At 72.7% G+C, this 20,721-nt stretch carries 17 protein-coding genes; 9 read left to right on the forward strand and 8 right to left on the reverse strand.

Annotation, left to right across the window (positions count from 1 at the left end):
- Nucleotides 1–11: 11 nt before the first annotated feature.
- Nucleotides 12–461, reverse strand: coding sequence for a YchJ family protein (locus ACFVT1_RS22085; protein WP_389797998.1), 450 nt, complete (start codon nt 459–461; stop codon nt 12–14).
- A 10-nt stretch (nt 462–471) separates the two neighbouring features.
- Entirely contained in the window at nt 472–1,461 is a 990-nt protein-coding gene (locus ACFVT1_RS22090; RefSeq protein WP_389798001.1) for a GlxA family transcriptional regulator, read from the reverse strand.
- A 52-nt stretch (nt 1,462–1,513) separates the two neighbouring features.
- On the opposite strand from ACFVT1_RS22090, the gene ACFVT1_RS22095 reads away from it, so the two are divergent.
- Nucleotides 1,514–1,930: a cupin domain-containing protein gene (locus ACFVT1_RS22095; RefSeq protein WP_389798004.1), complete on the forward strand. Its 417-nt coding sequence runs from the start codon at nt 1,514–1,516 to the stop codon at nt 1,928–1,930.
- Nucleotides 1,931–1,989: 59 nt separating this feature from the next.
- Nucleotides 1,990–3,477: a membrane-associated oxidoreductase gene (locus ACFVT1_RS22100; RefSeq protein ID WP_389798007.1), complete on the forward strand. Its 1,488-nt coding sequence runs from the start codon at nt 1,990–1,992 to the stop codon at nt 3,475–3,477.
- Nucleotides 3,478–3,495: 18 nt separating this feature from the next.
- On the opposite strand, the gene ACFVT1_RS22105 is transcribed toward ACFVT1_RS22100, so the two are convergent.
- The 3 genes from ACFVT1_RS22105 to ACFVT1_RS22115 all read right to left on the reverse strand — a co-directional run bounded on the left by ACFVT1_RS22105 (nt 3,496) and on the right by ACFVT1_RS22115 (nt 5,536).
- Complete coding sequence (locus tag ACFVT1_RS22105; protein ID WP_389798009.1) at nt 3,496–4,305, reverse strand: SAM-dependent methyltransferase; 810 nt, start codon at nt 4,303–4,305, stop codon at nt 3,496–3,498.
- A gap of 134 nt (nt 4,306–4,439) precedes the next feature.
- Nucleotides 4,440–4,676, reverse strand: a complete 237-nt coding sequence (locus tag ACFVT1_RS22110) for a DUF397 domain-containing protein (protein WP_362196362.1) — start codon at nt 4,674–4,676, stop codon at nt 4,440–4,442.
- Nucleotides 4,676–5,536, reverse strand: coding sequence for a helix-turn-helix transcriptional regulator (locus tag ACFVT1_RS22115; protein ID WP_362196365.1), 861 nt, complete (start codon nt 5,534–5,536; stop codon nt 4,676–4,678). Before ACFVT1_RS22115 ends, ACFVT1_RS22110 begins: the two co-directional genes overlap by 1 nt.
- A gap of 207 nt (nt 5,537–5,743) precedes the next feature.
- On the opposite strand from ACFVT1_RS22115, the gene ACFVT1_RS22120 reads away from it, so the two are divergent.
- Nucleotides 5,744–6,196 (forward strand): ATP-binding protein, encoded by a 453-nt coding sequence (locus tag ACFVT1_RS22120; RefSeq protein WP_389798013.1) that lies wholly within the window; start codon nt 5,744–5,746, stop codon nt 6,194–6,196.
- On the forward strand, nt 6,196–6,633 hold the full coding sequence (locus ACFVT1_RS22125; RefSeq protein WP_389798016.1) for a hypothetical protein: 438 nt from the start codon (nt 6,196–6,198) through the stop codon (nt 6,631–6,633). Before ACFVT1_RS22120 ends, ACFVT1_RS22125 begins: the two co-directional genes overlap by 1 nt.
- A 57-nt stretch (nt 6,634–6,690) precedes the next feature.
- Here the strand turns inward: ACFVT1_RS22125 and ACFVT1_RS22130 are convergent, their stop codons facing one another.
- Complete coding sequence (locus tag ACFVT1_RS22130; protein WP_389798018.1) at nt 6,691–7,098, reverse strand: hypothetical protein; 408 nt, start codon at nt 7,096–7,098, stop codon at nt 6,691–6,693.
- Between the two features lie 98 nt (nt 7,099–7,196).
- Here ACFVT1_RS22130 and ACFVT1_RS22135 point away from each other — a divergent pair, with 98 nt between their 5' ends.
- Genes ACFVT1_RS22135 through ACFVT1_RS22155 form a run of 5 tightly spaced genes read left to right on the forward strand, consistent with a single transcriptional unit; the run spans nt 7,197 to nt 17,572 of the window.
- Nucleotides 7,197–10,829, forward strand: a complete 3,633-nt coding sequence (locus tag ACFVT1_RS22135) for a WGR and DUF4132 domain-containing protein (protein WP_389798021.1) — start codon at nt 7,197–7,199, stop codon at nt 10,827–10,829.
- The gene (locus ACFVT1_RS22140; RefSeq protein ID WP_389798023.1) at nt 10,826–11,962 is read left to right on the forward strand and encodes an AAA family ATPase; all 1,137 of its coding nucleotides are present in this window, start codon (nt 10,826–10,828) and stop codon (nt 11,960–11,962) included. Before ACFVT1_RS22135 ends, ACFVT1_RS22140 begins: the two co-directional genes overlap by 4 nt.
- Entirely contained in the window at nt 11,962–14,322 is a 2,361-nt protein-coding gene (locus tag ACFVT1_RS22145) for a DUF5682 family protein (protein ID WP_389798025.1), read from the forward strand. The genes ACFVT1_RS22140 and ACFVT1_RS22145 overlap by 1 nt, the downstream gene beginning before the upstream one ends.
- Nucleotides 14,319–15,524 (forward strand): VWA domain-containing protein, encoded by a 1,206-nt coding sequence (locus ACFVT1_RS22150; RefSeq protein WP_389798027.1) that lies wholly within the window; start codon nt 14,319–14,321, stop codon nt 15,522–15,524. Before ACFVT1_RS22145 ends, ACFVT1_RS22150 begins: the two co-directional genes overlap by 4 nt.
- The gene (locus ACFVT1_RS22155) at nt 15,521–17,572 is read left to right on the forward strand and encodes a hypothetical protein (RefSeq protein ID WP_389798029.1); all 2,052 of its coding nucleotides are present in this window, start codon (nt 15,521–15,523) and stop codon (nt 17,570–17,572) included. The genes ACFVT1_RS22150 and ACFVT1_RS22155 overlap by 4 nt, the downstream gene beginning before the upstream one ends.
- Here the strand turns inward: ACFVT1_RS22155 and ACFVT1_RS22160 are convergent.
- Both ACFVT1_RS22160 and ACFVT1_RS22165 read right to left on the reverse strand, forming a co-directional pair.
- Entirely contained in the window at nt 17,569–18,915 is a 1,347-nt protein-coding gene (locus ACFVT1_RS22160; protein ID WP_389798031.1) for a 6-phospho-beta-glucosidase, read from the reverse strand. The genes ACFVT1_RS22155 and ACFVT1_RS22160 overlap by 4 nt on opposite strands.
- 176 nt (nt 18,916–19,091) lie before the next feature.
- Nucleotides 19,092–20,705 (reverse strand): cytochrome P450, encoded by a 1,614-nt coding sequence (locus tag ACFVT1_RS22165; protein ID WP_389798033.1) that lies wholly within the window; start codon nt 20,703–20,705, stop codon nt 19,092–19,094.
- Nucleotides 20,706–20,721 lie beyond the last annotated feature (16 nt).

Raw genomic sequence — 20,721 nt, forward strand, 5'->3', positions numbered from 1 at the left:
GCGCGGCCCGGTCAGTCCGCGAAGACCGCGGTCGCGTACACCCAGGCGCCCTCGTGCCGGACGAAGCGGCTCTTCTCGTGGAGCGAGTCGGACCGCCCGTCGTCCGTGAAGTGCGCGCGGAAGGTGACCGTGCCCGTGGTGTGGAACGCGCTGCCCTCCGTCGTCTCCAGGATCTCCAGGCGCACCCATCGCATCCCGGGATCGAAGTCGACGGCGGGCGGCCGGGTGCCGGGGTGCCAGGTGCGGAGCAGGTACGCCTCGTTCCGGACGGCGAACGCGGCGTACCGGGAACGCATCAGCGCCTCGCAGGTCGGCGCGGCAAGGGTCCCGGCGTGCAGCCGACCGCAGCAGTCCGCGTAGGAGGCGGGCAGGCCGCATGGGCACGGCGAGTCCGCGGTGGCCGCGGAAGGCCGCGCTCCGGTGGTGGCGGACCGCCTCGGTCGTGTGGTGCGTCGTGACATGCCTCCATTGTCACCCGCGGTCCCGGCGGCTCGGGCGGCCGGGCGGGGTGAAGCGGCGACGGTACTGGCTGGGGGTCAGGCCCGTGCGGCGGCGTAGCTGGGTCCGCAGATTCGTCGCCGTACCCAGCCCGCTGGCGCGGGCGACCACGTCGAGACGCTCCTCACCGCGTTCCATCAGCCGGCAGGCGAGGGTGATCCGGCGTTCGGTCAGCCAGCCGAGCGGGGTCGTGCCGAGCTGGGCCCGGAAGCGGCGGTGCAGGGTGGCCGGGCTGACAGCGGCTCGGGCGGCGAGGCCGGTCACGGTGAGATCCGTGCCGAGGCGTTCCTCGGCCCAGGCGAGCAGCGGGCCGAGCGAGGTGCCGGCGGCGTCGGGCAGGGGGTGCTCGACGAACTGGCGCTGACCCCCGTCGCGATGGGCCGCGAAGACGAGGCGGCGGCTCACCGCGGCGGCGGTCTCCGCGCCGTGGTCACGGCGGATGATGTGGAGCCCGGTGTCCAGGGCGGCGGCGCTGCCGGCGGCGGTGATCACCCGGCCGTCCTCCACGAACAGCACGTCGGGATCGAGCCGGACCCGCGGATGGCGGGCGGCGAAGGCATCGGCCCAGCGCCAGTGGGTGGTGGCCCGTCGTCCGTCCAGCACACCGGCCGCGGCCAGCGTGAAGGTTCCCGTACAGAAGCTGACCAGCCTCGCTCCCCGGGCGTCCGCGCGCCTGATCGCGTCGAGGACGGCCGGATCGGGTTCGCTCTCCGGGTCGGGGCGGTTCGGCACGATGACGGTGTCGGCCCGGTCGACGGCGTCGAGCCCGGCGACCCCGGAGAGCTGGAAGAACCCGTGGTGCATGCGCACGGTGGGGGTCTCGGCGCAGAGTCCGAACGCGTACCAGGGCACGGGCAGCTCGGGACGGCGCAGTCCGAAGAGTTCGGTGGCCACCCCCATCTCGAAGGGGTTGGAGCCGGCGGAGACGATCATTGCGACCCGGTGCGAGGATTCTTGCGCCATGTGCGATTCCTAGCACTCACCGGGTCCGGGGCCAAGGCCGAGGATGGGGATCATGAACAAGGACACGAGTAGGACCACACCGGAGCCGATCCTGCTGAGCGACGCGCTGAAGACGTTCGAGGCGCTGTGGAGCCCGCGGATCGTGACCCGCGTCAACGACTACGACGTACGGATCTCCAAGGTCCGCGGCGAGCACGTGTGGCACGTCCACGAGGACACCGACGAGTTCTTCCTGGTGCTCGACGGCGAGCTGGCCATCCGGCTGCGCGGGACGGACGGGGAGCGGACCGTCACCCTCGCCAGGGGGGCGGTCTTCGTCGTACCGCGCGGGACCTGGCACAAGCCGTCCGCCGCCGACGGGGCATCGGTCCTGTTCTTCGAGCCGTCCGGTACGCCGTCGGTGGGCGACCGGCACGACGCGATCCCCGGGCATGTGGACGCGACGACCGGACACGAGCTGGGCAGCTGAACGCGCCTGGAACCCAACGGGGTTGACACCGCGGCGGACCCCGGGCCAGAGTCCCGCCGATGGAGATCACCGAGCTGAGCCCCGCCGAACGCCGCGTATGGGATGCCTTCCCGCGCGGCGTTCCCGTCGACTTCCGTACCGGTGTGGCGGCCGAGGACGACCCGGACACGGGGGCCGGCTGGGGGCCGGAGCGCACGGTGCGCGGCGAGGTACTGCGGGCCCTGCTGATCGGTGGCCGGCGGGAGGACGGTGAGGTGGCGGCGCTGCGTGTGACGGGGGCGCGGATCTCGGGCTCCCTGAACGTGCGGTACGCGACGGCCGAGTACGCGGTGCTGCTGGCCGGCTGTCACTTCGAACAGGCGCCGAATCTGTACGGGGCGCAGCTGCGCCAGCTCAACCTCAGCGATTCGGTGCTGCCGGGGCTGACCGCCGCCACCCTCCGGATCGACGGGGTGCTGAGGCTCACCGGCTGCCGGGTCTCCGGCCCGGTCCGGCTCGGCGGTTCGAGAATCACCCAGGCGTTGTTCTTCGACCGTGCCCGGATCGGGGTGAACGCCGACGGGTCGACGGCGGACAACGGCGAGGCGGTTCTCCAGCTCAATCATGTGATCGCCGGGGACGACCTCTGGATGCCGGGGCTCGTCGTGCACGGCGAGTCCCGGCTCGACGGCGCCGCCGTCAACGGGCAGATCCTGTTGAACGACGCCGAGCTGCGCAATCCCGGGGCGACCGCCCTCCAGGCGGAGACGCTGACGGTCGGCTCCGACGTGCACGCGATGCGCATCCGCGTCGAGGGGCGGACCAACGTGCGGGGCAGCCGGATACCGGGGCAGCTCAACTTCGCGCACGCGCGGCTGTCGAACCCCGGCGGGGTGGCCGTGCGCGCCAGCAGCTGCACCGTCGGCGAGCTCTGGCTCCGGGAGGCCGCGCCGATCGAGGGAGAGGTGAATCTGCGCCGCGCGCAGATCGATCTCATCCACGCCGACCCGGCGATCTGGCCGCGCGAGGTCCGGGTGGACGGGCTGACGTACACCGTGCTGCTCCCCCATCTGCCCGCCGAGCAGCGGCTGCCACTGCTCGAACGCGAGGAGGAGGGGTACGTTCCGTACGCGTACGAGCAGTTGACGGCGGCGTACCGGCGGATCGGCGACGACGACGCGGCACGCACCGTGCTGCTGGCCAGGCAGCGCGCCCATCGCGCGACCCTGCCGGGGTACGCGCGGGCGTGGGGACATCTGCAGGACGTCACCGTGGGGTACGGCTTCCGGCCGGTGCGGGCGGGCGCCTGGCTCCTGTCGTTGCTGCTGATCGGGACGCTGGCGTACGGACTGCACCCTCCGGCGCCGCTGAAGGCCGGTGAGGCCCCGCCGTTCAACGCTTTCTTCTACACCCTGGATCTGCTGCTGCCGATCATCGACTTCGGGCAGGAGAAGGCGTTCAATCCGCAGGGCTGGTACCAGTGGCTGTCGTATCTGCTGATCGCGGCCGGGTGGCTGCTCGCCACCACGATCGCCGCGGGCATCACCCGGTCGGTCAGCCGCCAGTGACCGGCCGGTGCCGGATGGTCAGGTCTTGCGGGCCACGCCCGCGTAGCCCGGGATCGGCTCGTCGCCGGGGACGTCGACGGCCTCGCCGAGCTCCGGGTGCCAGTCCGCGGAGAGCGAGACGCCCGGCTCGACGAGTTCGAGTCCGTGGAAGAACGTGGTGAATTCCGCCTGGGACCGGAGGCGCAGCGTCATCCCCCGCGCCTTGTACATGGCGGACGCCTTCGCCGCGCCCTCCGGGTCGAAGTCGCCGGTGGTCTGCGAGAGCACCAGGTAGCTGCCGGAGGGGAGCCGCTCGACCAGGCGGTCGACGAGTTCGGCCGCGCCGTCCTCGTCGTCCAGGAAGTGCAGCAGGGCCAGCAGCGAGAGTGCGATCGGCTTGCCGAAGTCGAGGACCCGGCCGGCCTGCTCGAGGATGACCTCCGGTTTGCGGGCATCGGCCTGGATGTACTCGGTGGCGCCCTGCGGGGTGGAACGCAGCAGGGCCGCGGCGTGCGCGAGGACGATCGGGTCGTTGTCGCAGTAGACGATGCGCGCGTCCGGGGCGGTCCGCTGGGCGATCTGGTGGAGGTTCGGCTCGGTGGGTATGCCGGTGCCGATGTCGAGGAACTGGCGGATGCCGTTCTCGGCCAGCCACCGGGTGGCCCGGTGCATGAAGGCCCGGTTGACCCGGGCCATGTCGCGCCCTCTGGAGTCGAGGGCCAGCAGCTGCTGGGCCATCTGTTCGTCGACCGGGTAGTTGTCCTTGCCACCGAGGAACCAGTCGTACATCCGGGCGGGATGCGGCTTGCTGGTGTCGATCTCGACGGCTCGGGGGGCTTGCCCGGTCATAGCGCGCTCCATGGGTCCATTGGTCGGCGAACAACAAGAGTGTGGGGCGGGACGGGCTCCGGCGCTGCGGATTCGGGTGAGAAAGCCGTCGTTCTGGTGAGCGGGCCGCTGATTCCGGTGAGCGGGCCGCTGATTCAGGTGAGGAGGAAGTCCGCCTGGCCGGACTTGGCGCCCTGGATGAAGGCGGCGATCTCACGGTGGGTGTAGATCAGGGCGGGCCCGTCGGGATCGGCGGACTGACGTACGGCGATCCTTCCGTCGGACAGCTTCATTGCTTCGACGCAGTTGCCTCCGTTCCCACCGCTCCACGGCTTGTGCCAGCCCTCGGTGCCGAGTTCGGCGGCCGGCATGCCGTTGTATATGGGATCCATCACAGCTCCTTGCGGAAGTCCCGGAGGATTTCCTTCGTGCGTTGTGCAGTTGCGGCCTGAGCCGCCATGCGGTCCATGACTTCGAGGTAGGAGGCCACCTCGGGGCGCGCGTCGAAGTAGACGGCTCCGGTCAGGTACTCGCTGTAGACCATGTCGGGGAGTTCGGGGACGCCGAAGCGGAAGAGGACGAAGGGGCCGTAGGTGCCCGGGTGGTGACCGGTCGAGAATTCCGCGATCTGCAGCGTCACGTGGGGCATCTCGGTCGCTTCGAGCAGCCGGTCGATCTGTCCGCGCATGGCGTCGACGCTGCCGACGGGGCGGCGCAGCACCGTCTCGTCCATCACCACCCACAGTTTCGGGGCGTCGGGCCTGGTCAGCAGGGACTGGCGCTGCATCCGCAGCGCCACGTGGCGTTCGATGTCCTCGGGTCTGGTCTGGCCGACGGCTCCGGTGCGCATCACCGAGCGCGCGTAGTCCTCGGTCTGCAGCAGTCCGGGGACGAAGTGCGGCTCGTACATGCGCAGGAGGCTCGCAGCGCCCTCCAGGCTGACGTACATGCTGAACCAGTCGGGCAGCACATCGTGGAAGCGCTGCCACCAGCCGGGCTTGTTGGCCTCCTCGGCGAGTTCCACGAAGGCGTCGGTCTCGTCGTCGGCGATCCCGTACGCCTTCAGCAGCAGCTGGACATAGGGGATCTTGAGAGCGACCTCGGCGGTCTCCATCCTGCGTATCGTCGCAGGTGCGACCCGCAGCACCTTGGCAGCCTGGTCACGGCTCAGGCCGACACGCTCCCGCAGATCCTGCAGGCGTTTGCCGAGAACGACCTGACCCACGGTCGGGGCGGACCGCGGTTCGCTCACTTCAGACCTCCCGATGCGCTGTTTGGCAGCAGTGTGCCATGCGCGGGCCGTCCAAGACACAGTCACTCTGAAATTTTCAGAGTGCCTCTTGCCAAGTGTTCTCGACAGGGGGAGAGTTGGTGAGTGAACCAGTTCACTTAGTCGCAACCGCCCTCATTCACGTGAGGTCGCGGAGTGTGACGCAGCCCCCACTGTGAGGAATCGGTTGTGGCACCTGGCAGTGCGCTCATCCCCCGGCTCATGGACCTCAGACCCGGGACGGAAGCGCTCCGGTACTGCTTCGCGCTGCCCGCGCACCCCGAGTCGGTGGCCGGCGCACGGCGGCTGACACGGGCCCGGCTCGACGAGTGGGGGCTGGACGAGGACGCGCACGAGGCGGCCATCCTGATCGTCTCGGAGCTGTTCACCAACGCGGTGGTGCACACCGTGAGCGCTCGCGTCGTGTGCGAGCTGCAATGCCTGGACGGACGGCTGCGGATAGCCGTGCAGGACCAAGGACACCAGCCCGGCGGGCCGCAGCTGTGCCGCACCGCCGATGACGAGCACGGACGCGGCCTGCTGCTCGTCGACGCGATGAGCAGTTCCTGGGGTTCCCGCGGCGCGGGCAACGGCTCGGGACGCATCGTCTGGGCAGAACTGCCGCACGGCACGGAGCGGTGATGCTGAGGAACGCGATGTCCCATCTGCTCGGAGCACGGCACTCCCCCGAGCGGCGCGCCACCGGCACGGGCACGGTGCAGTTGCCGTTGCCGCCCGCGCTGTCGGCGACCCTGGGCTGCGACGCGGTGGGGGTTCCGGCGCGGTACGGATTCCGGCTGTTGTCTCATCTGCCACGCACCGGTTGCGTCTTCGCGGATGCCGACCGCTGGTGGTGGATCGTGCCCGCGGGTTCCGACCTCGATCTGGACTGGCCCCCGCAGGTCTCCTACGCGAAGGGGGCGTTCGTTCCGGCGGTACGGCCCCGGCTGATCCACCAGCCCGACAACCGCACGCCGTACACACCGCCGATCCCACTCTTCCTGATGGTCTGCCAGGTCACCGGTGTGGCGCCGTCGTGGGCCCCGTCCGGCGGCGCACGCGCGGTCTCCGCCACCTGACACGGCCCGGAGGAGGGGCGTAGGTCTCCCTCGGGAGGCTCCGCCCCCTGGATCCAGTCACTCACGGCACGTCAGCCGGTCGACCGCGGCGGCCTTCGAGCCGTCCGCCGCGACGAGAGGGACGCCGTGCGAGCCCGTGACGGTGCGCGGCGGCTTCACCGACCGCTCCCGCCAAGGTGTCGGAACCGCCGGTGGCCCCCACCGGCGGCACCCCGGCGAGCGGGCCTGCCGGGCTGTCCAGGCGCAGTGGGAGCCACCCCCGTGCGCCCGTTGCCCGGCCGCCGCGAGACGGGCCGTCAGCCGGTCCGCCCCGGGGTCGCGGCGGCGGATTCCGCCCTTGAAGCCGAGCGCCCCGTGGCGGTGGGCGAGGTGGAGCGGCAGGTCTCCGAAGTGCCCTTGGCCCGGCCCGTGCACGGAGAAGAGCTTTCCCGCAGCGGTTGACCTGCGTCTTTCCTTGCCGCTCATCCCGGTCACGCTCCGTTGTCAGTGGCCCGTTCTACTGTGGCACCACTGATCGAGGAGCCCGCGGTGGAGCGGGCTGCGGGTGTGAAGGGGGCGGGGCTGTGCGTCGCTGGGAATACGTCGAGGGCAGTGCGTCGAAGTTCTGGGAGACCGAGACCGAGGGCCCCGTGGTGACAGTGCGCTACGGGCGGTGCGGGAGCGACGGACGGACGCAGACGAAGGAGTACCCGTCGGCCGAGGCCGCGGCGGCGCAGGTCCTCAGGACGATCGCGGAGAAGGAGAAGAAGGGGTACCGCGAAGTGGGCGCGTCGGCGGTGTCCGCCGCGGTGGCTCCGGGCGGTGCCGTGCCCACCGCGACGGAGCAGGCCGGTGCGACCCGGGGAACACTGTCCGACGAGGCCGCTCCCACCCCGCCCGACGAAGACACCTTCACGCTGCCCGCCAACTGGAGGCGGGTTCTCCACCCCCGGCGCGGTGGAGTGCGCCGGAGCCCGGTCGGGATGCAGCAGGAGGCGCTCGACGCGATCGAGGCCGCGCTCGTGGAAGATGCCGCCTGGATCCAGGAGTTCGTGGACGCACCGCGTTCGGACGCCGGGTTGGCCGATCGGCTGCGCGCTCATCTCGCCGGAAACCCCTCACCGGTCGGTGCGGCCGCTCTGACCGCGATCCTCGGGCTTTCCTCATGGGCGGACTTCTGGTCCGAGCGCTACGGTCTGCCGTTCGCCGCGCAGGCCGCGACCGAACTGTTCTCGGTCGGCGCCGACTGGCAGCAGAGCGGCCGCAAGCGCAGCGCGCCCAGGCTGGAGGCGCTCGCGGGCCCGCGCCACGCGTACTGGGCGACGCATCACCGATCGCCGATCGACCGGGTCCGTGCGCTGATCGCCGCGGCCGACGAGGAGACCTACCGGGCGACGGTCGAGGAGCTGGCCGGCTGCCGCACCGACACCCTGCGCAAGATCATCGTCTCCTATCTCGTACCGAGTGAGACCGACTGGGTCGACGAGCTCTGCACGGATCCCCGGGTGGGCGCGGAGGAGGACCGCACCCTGCGTGCCATGGTGTTCAGCTCGTTGAACGCGGCCGACCAGCTGGCGCTGCTCCCCTACCGCCCGAACCTCATCGACGGCGTCGCGTTCATCGCGACGCTCGCCGAGGGCATCGGCCCGGCCATCGCCCCGGCGCTGGCCGAGGTACTCGACGGCAACCACTACTACGCGGGCGGCGTGAGGCTCGCCGCGGACTCCCTGGCCGAGCTGCCGACCGACGAGGCGTTCCTCGCCCTGCTGGCCCATGCGGACTCCAAGAACGTCCGACCCGCCCTGCTCGACGCCATGCGCCGCTATCCGGTGCGGGCACTGCGGCTGCTGTCCGCCGGGGCGGGCGACGGTTCGGCCGCGGCGTCCCGGTCGTCGCAGCTGCTCCGCGGCCATGTCGGCGCCCATCGCGACCTGGTGGCGCTCGTGCTCGGAGACCTCGACGCCGAGGTGGTGAGGACCGTCGAACCGCTGCTCAACCCGACGGACCTGATCGCCGACGCCCCTCTGGACGCCCTGTCGGCCGTGCTCACGGCACCGCCGTGGTCCCGGCCCCGTCCCAAGGCCGCGGCGACGGTCGTGACGGGACTGACCGCGGTGTCCGAACCCTCGGTGGAGTGGCTGCCCGAGGAGCGTGCCGCGTGGGCGGCCTCCTCCTCCTGGTACACGACCGAGCGCAGCGGCGGCGAGTGGAAGGACTGGCAGCAGGACCCTGCCACTGTGCGCCACAGCTTGAGCCTGGGCGACCTGCGGCCGGCCTGGTTGTTCGTCCACGGTGACGAGGAGCTGGTCGCCCCGCTGCTCGACTCGTGGGATCCGACCGACCTGTGGGACGGCGAGGACACTCTCAAGCCGATCGCCGCGCGCTTCGGCCTCACCGCCCTGCCGCTGCTGTTGCGTGCCGCGCCCCGGCAGCCGGGCGCGCTCGCCCCGCTGCTGCTCCCGTTCGTCGACGTGCGGGTCGCCCGGCACATGGCGAGCTGGCTGGTCCGGCTCAAGTCGACCGCGGCGACCACCCGTTCCTGGTTCACCCGGCACGGAGTCGCGGCCGCCCCGCTCCTGGTGCCGGATGCCGTGGGCAGGGCGGGCGCCGCGCGGCGCGCCGCCGAGCAGGCGCTGACCCTGATCGCCGCGGTGCACGGCGACGACGTGGTGCGCGAGGCCGCCCGGGTGTACGGCGCCCGGGCGGCGGCCGCGGTGGACGAGCTGCTGGCCGTGGACCCGCTGGAGCGGGCGCTGCCCGCCAAGATGCCGGTGCTGCCCGGTTGGGCGGAGCCCTCGCTGCTTCCGCAGATCGTGGTCCGGTCCGGGGGCGCGCTGCCGGGGCAGTCGGTCCGCCATGTCCTGACGATGCTGGCGCTGTCGAAGCCCGGCGAGCCGTACCCGGGGATCGCCTCGCTGACCGGGACGGCCGATGCCGCCTCGCTCGCCGAGTTCGCCTGGGCCCTGTTCGAGCAGTGGCGGCTGGCGAACATGCCCGCGAAGGAGTCATGGGCGCTGCACGCGCTGGGACTGCTGGGCGACGACGGGACAGTCCGCCGGATCACCCCGGTCATCCGTTCCTGGCCCGGCGAGGCCGCGCACCACCGGGCCGTGGAGGGCCTCGATGTGCTGGCTGCCATCGGCAGCGACGTGGCACTCCTGCATCTGCACGGCATCTCGCAGCGGGTGAAGTTCAAGGCGCTCAAGGTACGGGCCCAGGAGAAGATCGCCGAGGTCGCCGCGGGGCTGGGACTGACCGGGGCGCAGCTCTCCGACCGTCTGGTGCCGGATTTCGGTCTGGGCGCGGACGGTTCGACCGTCATCGACTACGGCACCCGTTCGTTCGTCGTCGGTTTCGACGAGCAGCTGCGGCCGTACGTGCTGGACGGCGACGGCAAACGGCGCAAGGACCTCCCGAAGCCGGGTGCCCGGGACGACGCGGAGCTCGCCCCCTCGGAACGCAAGCGGTTCGCGGCGCTCAAGAAGGATGTCCGGACGGTTGCCTCCGACCAGGTGCGCCGGCTGGAGGCCGCGATGGTGACCGGCCGTTCCTGGACGGCCCAGGAGTTCCGGGAGCTCTTCGTCGGTCATCCGCTGCTGTGGCATCTGGTGCGCCGGCTGGTGTGGCTGAGCGAGACGGACAGTGCGGCTCCCACGGCGTTCCGGGTCGCGGAGGACCGCACGTTCGCCGACGCGGAGGACGATGCCTTCACCCTGGCGGACGAAGCGACCGTTCGGCTCCCGCACCCGCTGCATCTCGGGGACGAACTGTCGGCCTGGTCCGAGGTATTCGCCGACTACGAGATCCTTCAGCCGTTCCCGCAGCTCGGGCGCACCGTGCTCGCGCTCTCCGAGGAGGAGTCCGCAGGGTACCGGCTCAGCCGGTTCGAGGGGCTCAAGGTGCCCACCGGAAAGGTCCTGGGGCTGGAGCGGCGCGGCTGGGAGCGCGGGGCACCGCAGGACGCCGGGGTGGAGCGCTGGATCTCCAAGCGGCTGGCCGACGACTGCTGTCTGGTGATCGCGCTGCACGAGGGCATCGCGGTCGGGGTCGTCGACATGTTCCCCGACCAGATCCTCGAAACGGTCTGGCTCGACAGCCTGCCCAATGACCACTGGGACCGCCGCAGCCACCTGTTGCGCTTCGCCGGCCTGGACGCGGTGACCGTGTCCGAGCTCCTCTGCGACCTGACCGAACTCACCGAGGGTGTCGCGTCATGACCACGAGGGACGCAGCGCGTATCGAGATGCCGGACGGCGACGCGGCTCCGGTCCAGCGGCCCCCGGCCGAGGTGCGGTACGCCGAGGAGCTGGCTGCGCTGCGGGCCTACGACCGCGATCCGCGGCCGCCGGGCTGGGAGTTGAGCCTGCGTGCGGCGCGCCGATTCGTCATCGGCGACGCGGACGCGGGCATCAGCCGGAAGTTCGTCGGCAATCCCTCCCTGGTGGACCGGGCGCTGGTGACACTGGCGACGAGCCGTGGACTGATGCTCGTCGGGGAGCCGGGCACCGCCAAGTCGCTGCTCTCCGAACTGATCGCGGCCGCGGTCAGCGGCGACTCGACGCTCACGGTGCAGGGCGGCGCGGCCACCACCGAGGACCAGATCAAGTACGGCTGGAATTACGCGCTGCTGGTGGCCGAGGGGCCCTCCACCCGCTCACTCGTCCCGGCTCCGATGCTGCGCGGCATGGCCGAGGGCAGGCTCGTGCGGTTCGAGGAGATCACCCGCTGCCCGCTGGAGGTGCAGGACTCGCTGCTGTCGCTGCTCTCCGAGCGGGTGGTCGCGATCCCCGAGCTGACCGGACCGGACGGCATGGTCTTCGCCCGGCAGGGCTTCAACGTCATCGCGACGGCCAACACCCGGGACCGGGGCGTCAACGAGATGAGTGCGGCGCTCAAGCGGCGGTTCAACTTCGAGACGGTGTTCCCGATCCCCGACCTGGACACCGAACTGGCGCTCGTCGAGGCGGAGGTGACCGCGTTGTTGCGGCGTTCGGGAGTGGAGCCACCGCCGGACCGGGACGTGCTGGAGGTCCTGGTCGGTACGTTCCGGGAGCTGCGTGCGGGGGCCGGCGAGAAGGACGGGCCGGGCGGGGGCCCCGGCCGCCCCTCGGCCGTGATGAGTACCGCGGAGGCGGTCTCGGTCGCCCATGCCGTGGGCGTGCGCGGCTGGTTCCTGCGCGGCGAGCCGGGCACTGCCGCCGATGTGGTGGCGTGTCTGGCGGGCACGGCGGCGAAGGACAGCCCGGAGGACCTGGCCGGGCTGCGGCGCTATCTGGAGCAGCGGGTGCCGCGCCGTCGCGGCCCGCAGTGGAAGGCCCTGTACGACGCGCGTCATCTGCTGGCCGACTGATGTCCGCGGTGTTCCTGGGAGTGCGGCACCACTCCCCCGCCTGCGCGCGGCTCGTCGAGCGGGCCGTCGAGGAGCTGCGGCCCGCCCACGTGCTGATCGAGGGTCCTGCCGAGATGAACGGCCGGCTGGACGAGCTGCTGCTCGGGCACGAGCTGCCCGTCGCGGTGTTCAGCCACTACCGCGACGAGGACCGGGCAGCGACGTCCTGGGCGCCGCTGTGCGACTACTCGCCGGAGTGGGTCGCGTTGCGCGCGGGGCGGGCGGCCGGTGCGGAGGTCCGGTTCATCGACCTGCCGGCCTGGCATCCGGCCTTCGCCGAGCGCACCAACCGCTATGCCGACGCGGAGGTGCGCTACGCGGACGCCACGGAGCGGCTGTGCCGGCACTTCGCGGTGGATTCCTCCGACGCCCTCTGGGACCGCCTGTTCGAGGTCGAGCCGGACGACGGCCTCGCCGAGCGGCTCGACGCGTACTTCGCGCTGGTGCGCGGCGACGCGCAGGCCGACCCGGGCGACCGGGCGCGCGAGGCGTACATGGCTCGGTGGGTGCGGGCGGCGGTCGCCATGGCCGGGGACCGGCCGGTGCTGGTGGTGACCGGCGGCTTCCACCAGCCCGCGCTCCGCGCGCTCGCCGATTCCCGTGAGGGGGCCGGCGCGGGCGAGGGCGGCCGGGGGGAATGGGATGCGGACGGGTGGCCGCGGGTGCCCGCCCCGCCGGCCGGGGCCATGGCCGGGAGTTTCCTCGTGCCGTACTCCTTCCGCCAGTTGGACGCCTTCGCGGGGTACCAGTCGGGGATGCCGTCGCCCGGCTACTACCAGCAGGTGTGGGAGTCGGGCCCCGCGCTCGCGGCGGACGGACTGCTGCGCGCGGTCGTCGAGCGGCTGCGGGAGCGCAGGTTCCCGGTGTCCACCGCCGACCTGATCGCGGCACGCGGCCTGGCCCAGGGGCTCACGGCGCTGCGCGGCCATCCGCACCCGGCGAGGATCGACGTGCTGGACGGCCTGGCGGGCGCCCTGATCACGGACGACCTGGACCAGCCGCTCCCGTGGACGAGCCGGGGCCCGCTCACGGCGGGCTCTCATCCCGCGGTCGTCGAGATGGTCGCGGCGTGCGGCGGGGACCGTACCGGTCGTCTCCATCCCGGAACTCCGGCACCTCCCCTGGTCCACGATGTGGCGGCGCGACTGGCCGGGCTGGCGCTCGACGGCGGCCCCGAAGCCACGTACCGCCTCGATCTCACGGACGCCGCCGGTCTGGAGCGCAGCCGGGTGCTCCACCGGCTGCGCGTGCTGGGAATCCCCGGTTACGGGCGGACCGCCGGCCCCGAGCACGGCATCGACCCGGTGTTCACCGAACGCTGGGAGCAGCAGTCCGCCTCGGGCCGCGAGTCCGCCCTGGTGGAGGCGGGGGCGTACGGTGCGACGCTGGCGGCGGCGGCCGCGGTCGCGCTCACCGAGCGGACGCGGAACGGAGCGGCGGAGGCCGGCGCCCTGGCCCGGACGCTGTTCGACGCCGTGCTGTGCGGGACGGACGGGCTCTCGGAGCACTTGCTCGGTGAACTGGCCGCCCAGGTCGGCGAGTTGAAGATCGCCGGTTCGCTCGGGGAGATCCTTTCCACGGCCCTGGGGCTGTGGCGGCACGACCGGGTGTTCGGGGTGGCGCACGGCCCGCTGCTCGCCGCTGTGATCGACGGGGCGACAGGGCGGTTGCTGTGGCTGCTGGAGGGAGCGCGCGGCGCACCGGGGGTGGACTTCGCCCGCCTGCGGGCCGTGGTCGCGGTCCGGGACGCGGTGCTGCATGCGCCGCAGTTGCTCTCGGTCCCCCGGGAGGCGGCGGCCGCGATCGCGTGGCGGATCAGCGGTGACCGGGAGGCGCCGATGGATCTGCGCGGGGCCGCGTTCGGTCTGCACCGGGCGCTGGCGCAGGTGCCGGGAGCGTCCGGGGATCCGGCCGGGGCGGTACGGGCGGTGGCGACGGCCGGTACGGATGCGCTCGGCGACTGGCTGGCGGGACTGTTCGCGCTTGCCCGCGACGAGGTGACGGGCGCCGTGGGCAACGGGGGCGGGCCCGGGGGCGGTGGCGCGGAGTCAGTGATCGATGTGCTGGACAGCCTGGTGTGCGCGCTGCCCGACGACGCGTTCCTGTCGGGACTGCCCGCGCTGCGTCAGGCCTTCGCCTTCTTCCCGCCACGCGAACGCGAGCGGATCGCCGGCCGTCTGTTGGAACGGCGCGGAGTGCGCGGCTCGTCGCGTTCCCTGCTGCGGACCACGGCGGACCCGCTGCTGATCGCCGGGGCCCGCGACCTGGAGGAGTCCGTGTCGCGACTGCTGGCCCGCTACGAACTGAGAGCCGCCCCATGACCACACCCGAACACGTACCCGAGCGGGCGCCCGCTCCCGGACGGAGCGCCGGTACGGATCCCGTGGCGGCTCCCGACGAGGGGCTGGAACGGTGGCGGCTGGTCCTCGGCTCCGCCGCCGAACGGCACACCGGGTCGCCGGGACCGGGCAACGCCGGCCGGGACGCCGCACTCGACTGGCTCTACGGCCGCGACCCCGACCTCACCAGGCGCGGAGTGCGCCGCTCCGGTACCTCCCCCCGCACGGGTGGTGACGGCCCGTCCGCGGTGACCGCGGTCGACTGGCTCGACGACATCCACCGGCTCTTCCCGAAGGAGACCGTCGAACGCCTGGAGCGGGACGCCGTCGAGCGGTACGGCATCCAGGAGATCGTCACCGATCCCGCGGTGCTGGAGCGGGTCGAGCCGAGCCCGACGCTGCTGCGGGCGGTGCTGCGCACCAAGCATCTGATGAACCCGCAGGTGCTGCGACTGGCGCGGCGCATCGTCGAATCGGTGGTGAAACAGCTCCTGGCCAGACTCCAGCCGGAGATCCGCCGGGCGTTCCACGGCACCCGCTCGCGCAAGCCCAGCCGGGTACCGCTCGCCAGGGACTTCGACTTCCGGCAGACCGTACGGGCCAACCTCGCCCACTACCAGCCGGCCGAGCGGCGCCTGCTCATCGAGCGCGCCCACTTCCACTCCCGTACCCGACGCCATGTGACGCAGTGGCAATTGATCCTGCTGGTCGACCAGTCGGGCTCGATGGCCGGGTCGGTGATCCACTCCGCGGTGACCGCCGCGTGCCTGTGGGGCCTGCCCGGTCTCAAGACGCACCTGGTCGCCTTCGACACCCAGGTGGTGGACCTGACCTCCGACGTGACCGACCCGGTGGAGCTGCTGATGCGGGTCCAGCTGGGCGGCGGCACCGACATCGCACGGGCCGTGGAGTACGGCGCGGGTCTCGTGGAGAATCCGCGGCGCACGATCGTCGCGCTGATCACCGACTTCTACGAGGGCGGCGACCCCTACCGGCTGCTGCGCACGGTGCGGACCCTGGTGGAGCAGGGCACCACCGTGCTGGGACTGGCCGCGCTCGACGAGGACGCCGAACCCGAGTACGACCGTGAACTGGCCGGGCGGCTCGCCGCAACCGGGGCGCACATCGGAGCGATGACACCGGGTCACCTCGCCGAGTTCGTCGCCGAAAGGCTGGGCCGATGACCGAAGTATCGAACGGCCCCGTCACGGCCCGCCCCGATCTGCTCGCCCTCACCCCGGACACGCTCGCGGCGCTGGCTAACCGCGGCCTGGTCAAACGGGCCGCGAAGGAGCTGGACGGCGGCACGGTCCCCACGCTCACGACCGACCCCGACACCACGGTGCGCGCCCGCTTCGACGACGGCACCAGCACGGCACTGCCACCCGGTGCCGGCCTGGACGCCGGCAACTGCAGCTGTGCCGCGCAGGGCGTGTGCCGCCACCTCGTCGCCCTGGTGCTGGCCTGTCAGCGCGAGGGCGGGACGGAGGCGGTCGGCGCCCCCGCCCCCGCCGCCGAGTGGTCCCCCGGCAGCACCGACGACACGGCTCTCGCCGAAGCCGTCGGCGCCCGGCCGCTCGCCGCGGCCCGCCGCACCTTCGAGCGGGGCTACGCCGCGCTGGTGCACCGCCCGTCCCCGGACCATCCCGAGCCCCGGGTCGAACTGCCCACCTGCACGGTGCGCTTCCCGGTCCCGGACGAGATCGCGTACGCGCTGACGGACGCGGCCGCCGCACTGCGCGGCGAGGTGGTGGCGCTCGCCGTATGGGCCTTCCGGGCCGCCGACGAGGCGGGTGGCGGCGAACGATCCGTCTCCGTCCGGGTCGGTGGGCGCGCCGCCGCCCCGCCCTCGGCCGGGCCCGCGCTCGACGCGGCCGCCGAGCTGGCGGGCGAACTGCTGGCCGAGGGTGTGGCCCATGCCGGGCCGGTCCTCGGCGGAGCCCTCGCACGGGCCGGTGCCGGGCTGACGGCCGCGTCGCTGCACTGGCCCGCCGGTGCGCTCGCCGAGCTGACGGACCAGCTCACGGCGTACGCCGACCGCAGCGCCCGCTACCGCCCGGAGCTGGTCGCCGCCCTGCTCGCCGAAGTGCACGCCCGGCGACGGGCCGCCGGGCTCCCCGGTGTGCTGGGTACCCGCGAGGCCGGGGACACCCCGCTGCGCCGGGTCCGGCTGACCTCGCTCGGCTGCCGGGTCCACGGCACGGCGCAGTCCCTGGTCTCCGAGGTGTATCTCGCCCATCCCGGCGCGGGTACCGTCCTCGTCCTCCGCAGGGCCTGGACGGCTGCCGAGGGCAAGGAGCTCACCGGCCACCGACTGGCCACCCGCCGGGTCCTCGGTACGCCGCTGGCCTCGCTGGCCGCCGGAAGCCTGGTCAGCGAGAGCGTGCGCCGCACGGCGAGCCGCACGCTGACCATCGCCCGCGGCCGGCTCGGCACGACGGCCATCACGCCCGTCGGCGCCGCCTGGACGGAGCTTCCGGACCCTCTGCTCGTACGGGACCTGTCCGCGCTGACAGCGGGCTGGGAGGGAAGGCCGCCCCGGCTGATCCGCCCGCGGGTCGAGGCGGAGGCCGTCCATGTCGTCGCGCTGTCGGAGGTGGAGAGCGTGGGTTACGACCCTGCCGGGCAACGCCTCGAAGCCGTCGTACGCGACGCCTCGGGGGCCCCCGCGCTGGTGACGTCCGCCTACCGGCCGGAGTGCCCCGGCGCACTGGACGCCCTGGCCGATGCGCTGGAGGGCGGCGCCACTCATGTCAGTGGTTCGGTGCGCCGCTCCGGCGGCGGGATCGAGATCGATCCGATCGCGGTGCTCACCCCGGCCGGGACGGTCGTGCCCGATCTCGCCCCCGGCGACGGTTCCACGGCCCTGGCAGCCGCGGTCGGAAGGCCGGCCGATCCGCTGACGGCGGTGCTGGACGAGGCGGTGTCCGCCCTGTCGGCGGTGCCGCACAGCGGGCTGCGGCATCTGACGGTCCCGGTCCGTTCCCGCATCGACGAGGCGGCGACGGCACTGTCACGCACCGGCCTGACCCGTGCCGCGACGCTGCTGCGCACCTTCCTCGGCACACTGGACGACGGGGCCGCGCCGGGCGGCGAGGCCCTCGCCGCCCGTTCCCGCGCATGGCTGGACGCCCTGCTCCACCTCCTGGTCGGCCACGAACTCCGTTCCGCCCAACCGGATTTCGTGGCATCCTCGGCGCCCTTCCAGGACGGTTTCTCGGCGCCCGTCTAGGGCCGGTTCAGGTAGGCGAGTCCGGGATGGACCTTCAGGTACCCGTCGAGGAGGCGTCCGGCCACCGTCACGGAGTCGACCAGCGGGTGCAGCGCGAAGGCCTTCACGGCGGTGGCGCGTGAGCCGCTCTCCGCCGCGTCGAGCACCGCGCGTTCGACCGCCTTGACCGCGGTGACCAGACCGACGGCGTGGTACGGCAGCGGGTCGACGGCGACGGGATGGGCGCCGTTCGCGTCGACGAGGCACGGCACCTCGATGACGGCGTCCGCGTCGAGGACGGAAAGCGTCGTCCGGTTGCGGACGTTGAGGATCAGCGAGGTCCGCTCGTTGCGGGCGACGGCCCGCATGAGGGCGAGTGCCACGTTCTCGTAGCCGCCGGACTCCAGATCGCTCTCGTCCCGCTCGCCGACCCCGGCGACCTCCCGGTTCTCCGCCATGTAGGTGGCTTCGCGTTCGGCGCGGGTGCGGTCCCAGGCCCGCAGCGCGGGGACGGCCGGGTCCTTCATCCGGGCGTAGAAACCCTCCTGCTGCTCGCGGAGAAAGGCGCCGCGGGTCTGCTCGGCGTCCTGGTAGGCGCGTACGGCTTCCCGGTTGAAGTAGTAGTAGTGCAGATACTCGTTGGGGACGGCGCCCAGCGACTTCAGCCAGTCGGTGCCGAAGAGCCGCCCCTCCTCGAAGGAGCCGAGGAGGGCCGGATCCGCCAGCAGCCGTGGGAGCTCGTCGCGGCCGTCGACACGCAGTCCGCGCACCCAGCCCAGATGGTTGAGGCCGACGTAGTCGATCCGGGCCCGGTCGGGGTCGGCGCCGAGCACCCGGGCGATCCGGCGGCCGAGGCCCACCGGGGAGTCGCAGATGCCGATGACCCGGTCGCCCAGGTGGCGTGACATGGCCTCGGTGACCAGGCCCGCCGGGTTGGTGAAGTTGATGACCCAGGCGTTCGGGGCGAGTCTCGCGATGCGCCGCGCGAGGCCGACGGCGACGGGCACGGTGCGCAGCCCGTACGCGATGCCGCCCGCACCGACCGTCTCCTGGCCGAGTACGCCTTCGTCGAGGGCGACCCGTTCGTCGGCCGCCCGGCCTTCGAGGCCGCCGACGCGGATCGCCGAGAACACGAAGTCGGCGCCGCGCAGTGCTTCGTCGAGATCGGTGGTGGCGTGGACGGCGGGGGCGTCCGGAACGTTCGCGGCCTGGTCACCGAGCACCCTGGCCACGGCGGTGAGCCGGTCGGCATCGGTGTCGTAGAGCGTGACCGCGGTGACCCGGCCCTCGGCGTGATCGGCGAGCAGCGCCCCGTACACGAGTGGAACCCGGAATCCGCCGCCGCCAAGAATTGTCAGCTTCACGCTTCCGCATGGTACGGGGACCGGCCCGGCCCCGGTCCGAGCGACTCCGGGCGGCGGCTCCCGCCCGGCGCCCACGACGCCCGGCCCGGTGGCCGTGGACCTGCGGGGCCCATGGTCACCGGGCCGTCGGCCGGACTCGGCCCCGCCCGGCGCGGGCGGCGCGGGCGGCGCCGGGGTCAGTCCCCGCTCCACCAGCGCGAGACGGCACGCCACAGCCGCGCCGGTGCGGTCTCGCCGCGCTGCTGCGGGATCCGCCCGGTGGCGGACTGCTCGGCGGGGGTGTCTCCGGGCTCGTCGGCGGCCGAGCGCATAGGTGTCGCACCCGTGAATGCCGCAGCCGTGGGTGCCGTATCCGCGCCCGTGCCTGGGACGGCGGGTGCGGCGGCCGGGGCGGGACCGGGGGCGCGGCCGGGAGTGGGAGCGGTGTGCCGGACCGTCGACTGGACCTCCCAGTCCTGGCGCTGCGGGTTCGGCCTGCCCATGGAGGGTGGTTCCCTGTCGTCCTGCGGCGGACGCGCCGCGAAGTCCGCCGGAAGCTCCACCAGGTGCCGGCCCATGAAGTTCCCGATCCAGCTCAGTTCGCTCTCGTCGACGGCGAGTTCGAGGTCGGGGAGGCGCATCAGCAGGGCGTCGACGCCGACGTCGGCGACGGCGCGTCCGATGTCCTGCCCGGGGCATTCATGGGGGCCGCCACTGAACGCGAGGTGGGCCCGGTTGCCCTCCATGTCGGCGTTGAGGTCGGGCCGTACCACCGGATCGGTGTTGGCCGGTGCGATGCCGACGATCAGCGCGTCGCCCGCCCTGATCTGCTTGCCGCCCAGTTCGGTGTCGCCGACGGCCCAGCGTCCGAAGACCGCGGTGAACGGCGGTTCGTCCCACAGCGTCTGCTCGACCGCTTCGGGCACCGTCATGTGTCCGCCGCTGAGCCTGGCCCGGAAGCGGGGGTCGGTAAGCACCACCCGCAGTACGTTGGCGATCAGGTTGGCGGTCGCCTCGTAGGAGGCGATGAGGACCAGCCGCAGGTGCTCGCTGACCTCCTGGTCGTTCATCCCCGCCGGATGCTCGACGAGCCAGGTGGCGAAGTCGTCCGCGGGCTCGCGCCGGCGGCGTTGGACGAGCCGGGTCAGGGCGTCGAGGACGTAGGCGTTGCTCGCCACGGCGGTGGCCGTGCCCCGGGTCATGTCGCGGGCGGCCTGGACCATCCGGTCGTTGTACTCCTCGGGCATGCCGAGGATCGCGCACATCACCATCATCGGCAGCCGTTCGGCGAACTGGCTGACCAGGTCGACGCGGCCTTCCTGGCAGAAGTCGTTCACGAGCCGGTTGCTGTAGCGGTTGACGTGGCGGCGCACCCCGCGGGTGTCGATGCGGCCCATGCTGTCGGTGACGGCGCCGCGCTGGCGCTCATGGGTGGCGCCGTCGGCGAAGACGCAGATCGGCTGCCAGGTGAAGATCGGGGCGAGTGGGTGGTCCGGTGCGACGCTGCCGTCCTGCAGCGCCCGCCACCGCCGCGAGTCGCGGGAGAACTGCGAGGGGGTCCGGGTCATGTGCAGGTTCTCGCTGTGCCCGAGGACCAGCCAGGCGGGCACGTCTCCGTGCAGCAGCACGGGCGCCACGCTGCCGTGTTCGGCGCGCAGTTTGTCGTACAGCCCGTGGGGGTCCCGCTCTGCCTCCGGGCCGTAGAGCCGGCGTAGTCCGCCGGGGCCGATGCCGAGGCCGTGGGCCGGGCACTCGGGGGGCGGTACCGGCCCCTGGGCCGCTCCGGGCTCGTAGTGGAATGGGGTTGTCACGATCGCTCCAGGGATC

Origin of the sequence: Streptomyces sp. NPDC057963 (assembly GCF_042887155.1) — a bacterium.
Lineage (GTDB): Bacteria > Actinomycetota > Actinomycetes > Streptomycetales > Streptomycetaceae > Streptomyces.

Coding starts and splice junctions, on each gene's coding strand:
- ACFVT1_RS22125 (WP_389798016.1), top strand. CDS start 6,196: ATGCTGAGGAACGCGATGTCCCATCTGCTCGGAGCACGGCACTCCCCC.
- ACFVT1_RS22140 (WP_389798023.1), top strand. CDS start 10,826: ATGACCACGAGGGACGCAGCGCGTATCGAGATGCCGGACGGCGACGCG.
- ACFVT1_RS22130 (WP_389798018.1), bottom strand. CDS start 7,098: ATGAGCGGCAAGGAAAGACGCAGGTCAACCGCTGCGGGAAAGCTCTTC.
- ACFVT1_RS22100 (WP_389798007.1), top strand. CDS start 1,990: ATGGAGATCACCGAGCTGAGCCCCGCCGAACGCCGCGTATGGGATGCC.
- ACFVT1_RS22110 (WP_362196362.1), bottom strand. CDS start 4,676: ATGGATCCCATATACAACGGCATGCCGGCCGCCGAACTCGGCACCGAG.
- ACFVT1_RS22150 (WP_389798027.1), top strand. CDS start 14,319: ATGACCACACCCGAACACGTACCCGAGCGGGCGCCCGCTCCCGGACGG.
- ACFVT1_RS22095 (WP_389798004.1), top strand. CDS start 1,514: ATGAACAAGGACACGAGTAGGACCACACCGGAGCCGATCCTGCTGAGC.
- ACFVT1_RS22155 (WP_389798029.1), top strand. CDS start 15,521: ATGACCGAAGTATCGAACGGCCCCGTCACGGCCCGCCCCGATCTGCTC.
- ACFVT1_RS22145 (WP_389798025.1), top strand. CDS start 11,962: ATGTCCGCGGTGTTCCTGGGAGTGCGGCACCACTCCCCCGCCTGCGCG.
- ACFVT1_RS22090 (WP_389798001.1), bottom strand. CDS start 1,461: ATGGCGCAAGAATCCTCGCACCGGGTCGCAATGATCGTCTCCGCCGGC.
- ACFVT1_RS22085 (WP_389797998.1), bottom strand. CDS start 461: ATGTCACGACGCACCACACGACCGAGGCGGTCCGCCACCACCGGAGCG.
- ACFVT1_RS22105 (WP_389798009.1), bottom strand. CDS start 4,305: ATGACCGGGCAAGCCCCCCGAGCCGTCGAGATCGACACCAGCAAGCCG.